This is a genomic window from Plectonema cf. radiosum LEGE 06105 (assembly GCF_015207665.1).
In the GTDB taxonomy this organism is placed as follows: Bacteria; Cyanobacteriota; Cyanobacteriia; order Cyanobacteriales; family Nostocaceae; genus Rivularia; species Rivularia radiosa_A.
The window spans coordinates 15,908-27,726 of sequence record NZ_JADEWL010000094.1 but is presented as its reverse complement, the minus strand read 5'-3'; the positions used below and the strand labels follow the sequence as shown (position 1 = coordinate 27,726).

Here is an 11,819-nt window from a genome sequence, read left to right as displayed (position 1 = left end):
CCCCCCATCACCCCATCCCTTCTTCTTTCGTCGAATGAGGAGGGTTTAGAGGAACTTGCTTGGACTTTGGAAGCATCAAGGGGTGAGTTTAAGTTGATTTTGGCTCGGTGTAATTATTTGCGATTGCGATCGCGATTGATGAAGCGTTTGCGAAAGCTGACTGATGTTGATATCCGGATTCTGAATTTGAAGCGTACTGATAAGACTCTTTACGGAACTATTGCTGAGGAGGTTAAGGATAATCCACCGGATGCTTTGATGGTGTTTTACTTAGAGTCGGTGCATAATTTAAAACAAATGTTGAGTGCGACTAATCAGGTGCGCGAAGAGTTTCGCAAGCAGTTTCATTTCCCCGTTATCTTGTGGGTAACAGATGAAGTATTGCCGCAATTAGTCCGCTCAGCAAGCGATTTCGAGAGTTGGGCTACTACTACAGAATTTGCGATCGCGACTTCGGAATTAACTGCAACTCTCAAGGAAGATACCGATGCTTTATTTGCTACATCATTAGCTGCCGATGCTTACTGTTTAGGTTGGCAAATGGGATATTTGCGTCGTCGGGAAGTGATTACTGCACTCCAAGATTTACAAGGTAGAAGATATGAATTAGCACCTGCTCTCAAGGCTAGTGTAGAGTTTGTTTTGGGACAAGATGCTTATTTAACAAATAAAATGGAACAAGCTTTGGAACATTATCATCAAAGTTTGACTTTTTGGCAAAATTCAATTGATACTCATCAATTTTCAATTAAAAAAGCAAAAGTTTATTCTGCTCCTCCCCATCCCCTTGTTCGTGCCTCTTTCCTTCCTAATTCTAAATTCCGCATGGGAGTAATTTTATTTTATATTGGGTTATGTTATTTCCAACAAGCTCAAAGATATCGTTTAAAATCTTTAGATTTTCTGCAAGCAGCAAAACAATATTTTCAACAAAGTATCAATATTTTTACTCAAGCGAATCATCCAAATTTAGTAGCTAAATTTATTAATCCTTTGGGTGAAGTTTTGCAGCGTTTAGAAGATTGGAGCGAGCTAAAAAATATTGCTCAAAAGTCTTTAGATTTGCAGCAATTATATGGAAATTCTTTGCGAGTAGCGCAAGCTTACGGCTTTTTAGCAGAAGTTGCATCGAGTCAAAATCAATGGACTCAAGCGAAACAATATGCTTATCAAGCATTACACAATATTGCCAAAGCTCCCTCCGGACAATTACAACACCGCGCTTTATATTTACTATTATTAGCAAATTCCGAAAGACATCTAGAACAACAACAGCGAGCGGTAAAACATTTACAAATGGCACGAGATATTGGTTCTCAAGATAACCCGCATCAATATATACGTATTTTACAAGCTTTGCGCGAAGTTTATTGGGAACAATTTCGTTATTTGGAAGCATTTCGCGTTAAACTTGAACAGCGTTCTATAGAACAACAATATGGTTTTAGAGCCTTTATTGGTGCAGGAATTATTCAACCACAAAGACAAGCAAAATTAATTGTAGAAACCTTGCATACAACTTCTATACAAGCAGCATCTGTATTAGAAACAGTTGCACCAGAAATGACTGCATCTGGTAGAGCAAGAGACGTAAAAAAACTATTAGAAAAAATTGCTCGTCCCGACTGCAAAATGGTAGTTATTCATGGATATTCTGGTGTAGGCAAAAGTTCTTTAGTACAAGCAGGATTAGTACCCGCTTTAAAACATAGTTCTATTGGTTTACAAGAGATAGTACCAGTACTAGTAAGAACTTACACTAATTGGATATATGAATTAGGAAAACTATTAATCCAAGCATTAAAATCTAAAGGAATTCAATTTGGAATAGATGGAGAATCGGGTAATAAATTTTATCATTTTCCATTTTCAAATCCTGAATCACCCGAAGTTATCTTAGAATTATTACGACAAAGTGAATGGCATAATTTACGAATAGTCTTGATTTTTGACCAATTTGAAGAATTCTTTTTTGTTTATAATTCACCAGTTCAAAGACGGCAGTTTTTTGAATTTATGGGAGAATGTTTAAATATTTTAAGTGTCAAAGTTATTTTATCTTTACGAGAAGATTATCTACATTATTTACTCGAATGTAATCGTCTATCGAGTATGAAAATTATTAATAATGACATTCTCAGTAAACATATTCTTTATAAATTGGATAACTTTCCATCTTCTGATGCTAAATCTTTAATTGAACGCTTAACCCAGCATTCTAATTTTCATTTAGAACCAGGTTTAATAGAGCAACTAGTACAAGATTTATCAGTTAAATATGGAGAAGTTCGTCCAATTGAATTACAAGTAGTCGGAGCGCAATTACAAACCGAGAATATTACTAAATTAATTCAGTATGATAATTGCGGACCAAAAGAAGAATTAGTAAAACGCTACATGAAAGAAGTAGTAGAAGATTGCGGCGAAATCAATCGTCAAGTAGCTGAATTATTATTATATTTACTTACAGATGAAAAAGGTACTCGTCCACTGAAAACTCGTGCGGAATTAGAAAGAGATTTACGAGCTTTATCTTTAGAAGAATTAACTAAAGAAACCAATCAATTAGACTTAGTATTACGAATATTTGTAGAAGCGGGTATAGTAGTTTTAATTCCAGAAAATCCTGCTGATAGATATCAATTAGTACATGATTATCTAGCCTCATTTATTCAAAAACAGCAAAAACCCAGAATAAATGAATTAATTGCAGAACTAAAAAAAGAAAGAAACAAAAGAATCCTCAGCGAAGACAAACTCAACCGCATTTATCAAAATGTATTATTAGCTGCATTAATCACCTTGGGAGTATTCACTCTATTAACTGCGATCGCAATCGGAGGTGTTAGTTGACAATGGACAGTTGACAGTGGACAGTGGACAGTTGTTTATTATCAATCTATAATATGCAGACCTTTAACCTTTGACCTTTAACGTGTAAACTATTAACTGTAGTCTATGCTTTTATCCTTACTACTGATGGATAAGTTACTGGATGAAGCTGGTTCGTTAGAAATTGCCGCTCAAATCAAAAGTAAAGCTAAGAAGCCTTTTGAAAATGCTTATCAAGCGTTATTAGCTACCGAGGGTGCGGTTTATGCTCAAGGTTTTTTAGTTATTAAACGCAAACCTTATCAACTTCTCGAACACGCTTGGATAGAGTTAGATTCGCGAATACTCGACCCCAATTTACCACATTTAGCTAAAAAATCTCAAGAAATGTGGTATTTTACAGCACAAACTTTCACCGGAAAAAAACTTAAAGCAATAATTGAGGAGTCAAAAGAAGATTATCCAGAAGATGATCCATTACCAATTTATGGTGATGCACCTTATGAATATTATGGGGATGTAATGTTAGGTGGTAAAGAATATTTAACAGCTTATCAAGCCGCAGCTGCTAAATGTCAGGAACTCAATCAATCAAATCTTGAGAATAATTAAGGTTTAAGGTCAAAGGTTTAATTCATTTTAGATTTTAAAAACCAAAATTACAATAACTTTTAACTGTTAATTACGATCAAATATGATATTTATTCTTTACAAGTTCTTATTTAAAATTCTAATATTTGATTGACAAAAATTTCTACTGGAGTACCCGCAGCGAGAAACCAAATATTACCACGTCTCATCATCTCAGAAACTGCTTGTTGATTACGAGCGGAAATTTGGGGGACTATTGAGCTTGTACCTCCTTCTAGCGCTCCAGTCAAAATGTTTACTGAATCATTATTTTGAGTAACAATATTTCCTCCTGCGGTTGTAATAATTTCTGAATCAGTACGGTTAGATAATTCTGCGATTTTACTAATAGCTCCCAACGCAAATAATCCTGTATCCATCCCGGCAATTTTTCCAGCTTTTTTAGGATATTGTTGAGCAATTAATGGTTTACCTTGGGGAGAGCGAATTCTGATTGCATTTTCAGGTAGGGTGATTTGCTCAAGTTTACCGTTGCGATTAACTATTGCCGATTTCGCTTGTAATTGTAACATTCCGGCATCAGAAATATTACTAATCTGTGTTAATAATTCTGTACCTGCTGGTAAAGCAATGTTACCATCGCGGGTTTTTAATGGTTCGTTGAGACGAATCACAAAAGTATTATCATCATTTTGAGAATTAGGGGATTTTTGCGATTCTCCAAAAAGCGCGATCGCGAGAACTCCTTTAATGCTAGTTCCGATTGGGACTATTTTCTGGCTATTTAACCCCTTTTGTAGCAAAGAAGTACTATTATTTGCGGATGCTATCGATATTTGGGAAATATCATCTAGCAAGTCGTCTTCGGGGTTTAAAATTCGATTGCTAGGTGAGATTTGAGGTTTGGGGATGTTTGCTACCTCGGTATTGGGTATGATGGGCAATGAATTTGTTGGTGTTAAGGTTGGTAAGGAATTCTGTGAAGGTGGGTTGAGAGAAGGTGGATTTTTTGGTGTAACTTGTCGTCGTGGTTGCGATACAACTGGTTGTGATGCTACCAATTGTGGAACTCGAACGATTTTTTCCTTTTCAACTGTGACAATTTTGGGTATATAAACAGTTGGTGCTGGGGTGGGTACTCGTTGAATGATGACACGGGGGGCTGTTTGGGGTGGAGATTGGGAAATTTGACGAGCAGGAGTATTATTATTGGAGTTGTTTACGGGAGTAGAAATTTGGGGTTGAGATTGCAATGTTCTTAACTGCATTTGTGCTAATTTTACAGCTTTTGCTTGTTCAGATAGAGCTAATTTTGTTTTTAAAAGTTCAATTTCTGCTTGGGGATTTGGTTCATTGAGTTGTGTTTCGGGAATATTATTTTTAATTGCAGTAGGTAATGATGATTGATTATTTCCTCCTCCCATCATTTGGGATAGTAATACACCTGCAACGGTAACTGCAATTAAAGTCCCTGTACCTACAACTACTACTTTTGTAAAGGGATTTGAGGCTAGGGAAGGTCGAGTTTTTTGAGACTCGGATGTGGAGATTTCATCTGAATTTATCGAAGCAATTTCACCGTCATATTTATCATTATTTAAATCATTTTTATTTATATCCTTATCGTGTAAATCATCATCAAAACCTACTAAATAAGCCATTTTACGTTGCCAATCATCAGTAGAATTGACCGATTCTTCATTGGTATTATTGGGATTACGATAAAATTCAGAAGTAGATAAATTATTCATGATTTTAATTGAGAAGATTTACAAATTGCTAATTAAACAGAAGTATCTAAACAAACTTTATCTGTCACATCACAAACATTGAGAATTTTTAATTGTACTTCAGATAAATCATATACTGCTTTTTGCAAAGAATGTAGAGGTTTTTCTGATTGGATTATCGGACTATCAACTGCTTCAACAATTATATTTTTTCGCCAAACTGTACTCTCCCCATTCATGTCTTTATTTAGAAAAAATACTCGCCGCGCATTAACATTCAATTGCCAAATTCCTGGTTTAATTTTTTCTGGAGAAGAGATGCTTTCAATAATAAAAAAGCTTTCAATATTTTCACCATTACCTTCAGGATTAATCTCTGAGATAAATTTATTGCCTAGGTTTTTAGAAACTAATTGTGAGCTAAAATTCAAAACTGTTTCCGGGGACTGTTTTTTTGACCAAGTAAACATTAATGTTAAACTTTCACCAACAAAGCGACGAATACTTTCTGGATGTCTTTGATGATATTCTTGAGGTGCAAAGGAAATTGCCTTTCCATCAACAAGTTGTCCTAATACTTGAGGAAAATAATTTGTAATTCGATTTAACATCGAAGCATTAAATATCAACAATCCTAATGCTAATAAATTCACACTGAATATTGCAACTGTAAATAAAGGTAGAATATTTGATTGCTTTTTATTCGGTTGATTGATTAAGTGCATAATGATGGTATGTGTAAAATTGGTTAATCATTAATTGATAAATTGATTTGTATTAAAACCTGGTTGACAGCGACTTGAAGTATCATTGAGACACAAATCAGTGATTTCGTAAATCTCTAATTTTTGCGATCGCAATCTATAAACTGCTTGTTGTAAGGGTGTAATTTCCCCAGATAAAGGATGTTCATAAGCATCAACAGCACGTACTAAAAAATCTTTATTAAAAGGGGTAATAGTTTTTTTATTATTACTATTTTGAACGATATTCGCAACCATTCCAACCCGCCATTTTCCTGGTGAAATATTTTCTGGTGGATAAACACGTTTAATTAGCAATTGTCCGGTAATTTTTTGATTATTATTGTTAGAAATAAAGATATCATTAGGTGTCATATCCGCAATTTGGGTTATAAATCCTTGACGGAAATCTTCACTTAAACCAAAACTTGCAACCCAACTACTAGAAGTAATTTTTTTGTTGTATCCTTGGGGTGTTTTGACTGTAATTCCCAAGTCTGGTTTAGGATTAGTTGCATCTTCAATAGTTTGTGGTGGTAGGTTCCCGCTCCAATTAAATATTGCGGTCATTGTTGTACTGACAAATTGGCGAATTGCTTCGGGATTTCTTTCCAGTATATTGTTTGCTGTGGCAGGTTTTCCGTTAATTAATTCGATAAATGTGGGTGCTTTTCGAGTAGTAATATTCCGAATTAATAGTCCTTGGTAAATAATAAAAAATAGTGTAAATATATTGAAAATCAAGGTAATAATTGCCAATATTTGGAGGAAATTAATTTGTTTTTTTTGTTTTGGGAGTAGTCCAGCCATTTTTTTATGGGTTAGTTATCTGACGGTTTATTCTCTAGTTATAATCACTTTTTCTAAGAATTATTCATAGCATTAAATGTCGTAATTCCTCCTACCGCAGCGATAACTAATGATAAGATAGGAGCAAGTATACCAATACAAATTAAAAACCAAGTTAAATCTAAATTGGTGGCAATATTTTGGGCTGATGTATCCACTACCACTGTGGCTGTGGTTAAGATAATAATATTAAATGAAATTTTGGCGATCGCAATTGCGAAAAATCCAGTTAACCAAACAAAAATAGGTTTGACTGTGACAGGTAAAAGAGATGCACCTAGTGCAATGGGACCAAGAGCAGCGGTTAACAACATTGTTGCTTCCATCAGATTTTGAAAGGCAAATTGAGACGATATTAATAGGTTTTTAAAATTTATTTGGCTATTAGAACCTAATAGAGAATTAAATTCAACTTCGGAAACGGGATAGGTATTAAAGATAATTTGATTAACTTGGGTTTCTAAGCGGTTTATCCATGGTTGGTTTCCATATTGATTACGATAATTTCCCCAAAGTGGATCTATTTTTTCTTTGCTTTTAGTTAAACATTGATTTTGTAGTTCTCCCATCAGCGATTGACAAGGACGAAGTAATGCACCGACAAAATCTTCAGCAACACTAAGATTAATTGCTTGTTGATATATTTGATTATTATTGGTAGTAGTGATAACTTGCTGATTAATCGTATTTAAAAAATTCCTTGTCCCCAAAGTTAAATTAGATAGGGGAGTACCATTCCCTGGATTTGCTAATAGTAATACGATAATAAATGGCATGATTAATGAAGAAATAGGACGAGAATATTCGTTTTCTAAAACATCTCGTAACCATTGAGCCACAAATAAAAGTAAAGTGCCAACAGCAAAGAAAATACCCAGTCTTGTTAATGCTCCATAGATATTATTATTGGTATTAGTCTGTAATAAATCAATCCATTGTTTATCCCAATTCGTCGCAATATTTTGAGTAACAATCGACCCATTTTCAATCAGACTATTGGTATCGAATTGAGCCAAAAAAATATTAATAATAATTATCACTCCTTTTTACTCCCTTGCTCTGTTTGGAATAAATTAGATTGAGTTGCAACCCGTAATAATCTAGCTGCTGTAGTCGCAGTTTCAATTCTGCGATCGCGATTAATATCCTCTAGCTCTGTGGAGATATTTGTCAGATTTAAATGGGAATATTGTAAATCTTGTTGAATTTGGATATTAGTTCCTAGATTAGCCGCTAAAATCCTCGTCTGTTCATTTTGAATATTCAGATTTTGGATTTCTAAATCAGCCAATCCTTCCCATGTTAACTGGGTTAGTTTAGCTTGATTATTCAACATGGATGAAAAAGCCGAGGTAACTGGATTTAGATTGTCAATATTTAGTCCTGTTAATGTGTTAGCCGCAGCTTGAATTTCCAATTGTTTTCTTTGCTTATTTGTAGATGCTGTCTCTAGGGCAATATTTACTTGTTGAACTGAATTTTGAGCATTTTGTAATGTATTTTTTATCCTTGCCTGTCCACCACTTCCTAATGTTGCATCAATTGCACCACGGGTAATCTCCCGGTCTAAATTATTGCTAATTTTACTCCCATGAACTACAGAATTATTTTCATACTTATCGGGAATTGGATATTGACTAAGTTGGTTAATTACATCTTTTCTAGTTGTATTGGGATTGGGAATTCTCAATTCACCCGATGCATTGTTAACTGTGGTATTCACTGTTTGCATCTGATTGAACATCTCAGTAGCTTGATTATTTAAATAATTTTTAAAATCATTGCTATAGGATTGAAATTCTATCCAAACATTACCCAAACCCGCCCAAGATGGTAAGTTAGAGATTACAAGCGTTAGAGGTAATAAAAAACAGATTCTCAATAAATATATTCTGAAATTTATCTTGTTTTGATTTTTAATACTTTCTTTCATTTTAACCTCCACGAATTTTCATGACTAAATATCCAGCGAATTGGGAAATTGCTTCATACTTATCCGGGTACTTTTGCATAAATTTTTGACGTTGACTTTGTTCTTCTGGATTATTAGCAACTACCGCTAATTGTTCATAACCAGGATAATAGCGACAGTAGGTGTAAATTCCGTTATCATCTAATAACCATTGACTGTAAATATCTTCTTTACGGGGGAAAAAACTTTCCGAAGCATTGCGACTAATAACTTCACGGGGATATCGCAAAATATTAATAAAACTATCAACTGCAACAGGTTGAATTCGTCCAATTAATCGGGTTGTCAGGTTTTGTAAAATCTTAGATGCAGCGCTAGATTTAGCAATTGTATCAGGGTCTTGGGCTGATAAAATTACTCTCACACCTGATTTTGCACCGTTAGCGCAAAGTCTTCCTACCAAATTAGATATTTGCGGAAATTCAAATAAAATTGGTGCTTCATCAATAAAAAATATCGATGCTGGGCTACTCAAAGCACGACGTAATGCAGCTGCATAAGCGCTTAACGATAACAATGCTGCATCTTCACTATCTAATAAATTCCGCAGTGCAAATACTAATAATTGTGCATCTGTAGGAAAACTTGATGGTGCAGAAATTGATTGTCCAACCCGGCTTTGTAACCAAAACCGCAACCTTAAATTGATGACTTCTAATGCTTCATCAACTCTTTTCCCACCTGTAGGTAAATTCAAATGTTCGCGGCAACAGAAAGGCAGAAAATCTTTTAATGTCGGGATTTTATCCCATTCCGGTGAACCAAAACCTTTTTCAGTGGCGATCGCATATCTTGATTGTATCCCTGCATCGGCGAAAAATTCGGTTAAAGCTAAGTTGATTAAGGAACGTACTGTTTGCCATAATAACTGGTTTTCACTAGTATTACCTAATACCATTGTCATCAAAGCTGATTCGAGAAACGCGAAAAAATCTTGAAAGCGATCGCGTTGTTCTTCCGGTGATAATAATCGCAAATCTGGGGCTTCAAACAGATTATTAGCTTGGTTAGAAATATCAAAATATGCGCCGTATTCGGATAAAAATTGGGTGTAATCAGTAAATGTAGATGTTCCATCAGGTTTGGGGAAATCTAAAGCCACAACAGGAATATTATGAGCTAAAGCTTGAGTTAAAATTCCTGATACCAGTACTGATTTACCGGCACGTGTAGTAGCAAATAATGCTAAATTTTTATGTTGATTAAATAAATCAATATATACCGGAGTTCCTCCTTCATCTGCAATCAATTCAAATCCTTGTTTATCACCAGCACGAGTTGTGACTAAAGGAGTTAATCCCCAAACCTCATTGGTTAAATACAATTGACGACGATTAAAAGGTTTTGCGAATAAACTTTCCCAAACAATCGGTAGAGTTTGTAACCAAATTTTCCAAGCATATTCGGTTTCACGAATTACTTTTGCAGGACGTTGAAAACAGTTTTCTATATATCGACAAGCTTCATCCAATTTATCTAAATTAGGACGATGAACTAAGATAGCAATTCCTGTATAAATAGGTATAGATCCCTCATAAATTTTTTCCTGAGCAGCGATGGATTTTTGTAATTTAATTTGCGCTCCCACATCAATGGTATTACTTTTTTCTTGAGCAGTTTTTGCCGTCATATTTGATTGTTTTAAAACCCGTTGTAATGTGGCTTTAACTATCGCTGGATTGGCAGAAGTTAGTTCACAAAAAACCTCCGTATCTACCACGGAATCCCGTGCAATTAATTCCCATAAATAGCGTAATTGGGAATTTTTATCTACCCAACCACCGGGCTTTTCTAAAAACGTCATCACCCCCACATAATTATTTTTTACCCTTACCCATTTCCTTTCTGCCACAGGAATGCTGGATTCTGTTAAAAAAGTCGTACTGTGAGTATTTTCCAACAATAATTTACTACTGGGTAAATCAGAAGAAGTTTTTTCCTGTAATCCGTTTTCATCCCAAACTAACAATTGGGGAATTTCGATCACCGGAGTCGGATTAAATCTTCTCCAAACCTCACCCCATAATTCCTTTGCTGTGAGGGGACGAATATCCAATCCCATTTTATTTGCTAATACCTGTTCCCAACGGCGAAAACCTTCATTGTAAGCATTAGTAATAATTGTTTCGATGCGTTGGGTTTCTCGTTCTGTCGTTTCACCCTTAAACGCTAACCACCAATTTTCCGCCTTAGCAATGATTTTTTCAATCCAATCATCACTGGCTCTAGTATCAGGTTCCACCGTATAAGTAACATAAATCCGCAAAAATTTCGGTTTGCGAATTCCTTCTCGCGTCAAATTTCTGATTCGTGCGCGTTCCGATGTTAATAAATATTGAATATCTCGCGATCGCGTTTTTTTAACTAATTCCCCTAATTGCCACTGACGCTGACTATCTCCTGTAAATGAACCCAAATGAAATGTAATTCTTTCTTCCTCAGGTAAATCCTTTAAACCAGATTCAATTCGATTACAAACTGCATTAATTTGTTCTGTTCTTAAAGTTGTATGAATACCCCGACAATCAAACCCAAAAACAAAACATAATCTGTCATTTTGAGCATTTTTATTTAAAATATACGCACCAATATTACGACCATGCATTGCTATCTGTAACATCGTCGCTAAATGCAATCCATCCTCAAAGGGCGTTAATCTACCTTCTGCGGGATTGACGCTTTGTTTTCCGATTTTTTCTTTCATGATAAAAGCCTAGAAAACTCCGATATCTCGCCATTCCTCGCGTCCATTTGGGGACACCCACAAACTTGCTTAAAAATCGCCAACTCCTACCCCCACTCAATATCCACCAAGTAGCCATTCCCCAACCAGCAACCAAAAATGTCCACAACCATTTTTGCCACTCATCCCTAAATAATCCACCCAAAAATCCATTAACAATAAAATAAGCACCTAGTGCAATTAAAGTCCAAGGAATAATTTGATTTGCTGGAATCGGACCAAGAGAAGGTTGAGTTCCTAAAATTTGATTAACGGGTCGAAATTCTTTTTCGTCTTCGTGCATAAAAATAAAATACAAAATACAGCAGTCAATCAATTTTGGATTTTGGATTTTGAATTTTAGATTATTTAATTACGTT

Annotated in this window: 9 protein-coding genes; 2 read left to right on the top strand and 7 right to left on the bottom strand. The window is 35.1% G+C overall.

Annotated features, from left to right (window positions below):
- Positions 1-2,853: ATP-binding protein (locus IQ247_RS22150; protein WP_193923339.1), on the top strand; the 2,853-nt coding region annotated here is incomplete at its 5' end.
- 126 nt (positions 2,854-2,979) lie between these two features.
- Entirely contained in the window at positions 2,980-3,444 is a 465-nt protein-coding gene (locus IQ247_RS22145) for a hypothetical protein (RefSeq protein ID WP_193923338.1), read from the top strand.
- A gap of 110 nt (positions 3,445-3,554) precedes the next feature.
- On the opposite strand, the gene IQ247_RS22140 is transcribed toward IQ247_RS22145, so the two are convergent.
- The 7 genes from IQ247_RS22140 to IQ247_RS22110 are packed head-to-tail and all read right to left on the bottom strand — an operon-like array spanning position 3,555 to position 11,743.
- Complete coding sequence (locus IQ247_RS22140) at positions 3,555-5,174, bottom strand: TrbI/VirB10 family protein (protein WP_193923336.1); 1,620 nt, start codon at positions 5,172-5,174, stop codon at positions 3,555-3,557.
- Positions 5,175-5,206: 32 nt separating this feature from the next.
- On the bottom strand, positions 5,207-5,878 hold the full coding sequence (locus IQ247_RS22135; RefSeq protein ID WP_193923335.1) for a hypothetical protein: 672 nt from the start codon (positions 5,876-5,878) through the stop codon (positions 5,207-5,209).
- A gap of 30 nt (positions 5,879-5,908) precedes the next feature.
- Positions 5,909-6,706, bottom strand: coding sequence for a hypothetical protein (locus IQ247_RS22130; RefSeq protein ID WP_193923334.1), 798 nt, complete (start codon positions 6,704-6,706; stop codon positions 5,909-5,911).
- A gap of 53 nt (positions 6,707-6,759) precedes the next feature.
- Complete coding sequence (locus IQ247_RS22125; RefSeq protein WP_228059953.1) at positions 6,760-7,785, bottom strand: hypothetical protein; 1,026 nt, start codon at positions 7,783-7,785, stop codon at positions 6,760-6,762.
- Positions 7,782-8,678: a hypothetical protein gene (locus tag IQ247_RS22120; protein ID WP_193923333.1), complete on the bottom strand. Its 897-nt coding sequence runs from the start codon at positions 8,676-8,678 to the stop codon at positions 7,782-7,784. The genes IQ247_RS22125 and IQ247_RS22120 overlap by 4 nt, the downstream gene beginning before the upstream one ends.
- 1 nt (position 8,679) lies before the next feature.
- Positions 8,680-11,421 carry a putative type IV secretion/conjugal transfer ATPase gene (locus IQ247_RS22115; RefSeq protein ID WP_193923332.1) on the bottom strand — a complete coding sequence of 914 codons (2,742 nt, stop codon included), beginning with the start codon at positions 11,419-11,421 and terminating at the stop codon, positions 8,680-8,682.
- Positions 11,375-11,743 carry a hypothetical protein gene (locus tag IQ247_RS22110; RefSeq protein WP_193923331.1) on the bottom strand — a complete coding sequence of 123 codons (369 nt, stop codon included), beginning with the start codon at positions 11,741-11,743 and terminating at the stop codon, positions 11,375-11,377. Before IQ247_RS22110 ends, IQ247_RS22115 begins: the two co-directional genes overlap by 47 nt.
- Positions 11,744-11,819: the final 76 nt, after the last annotated feature.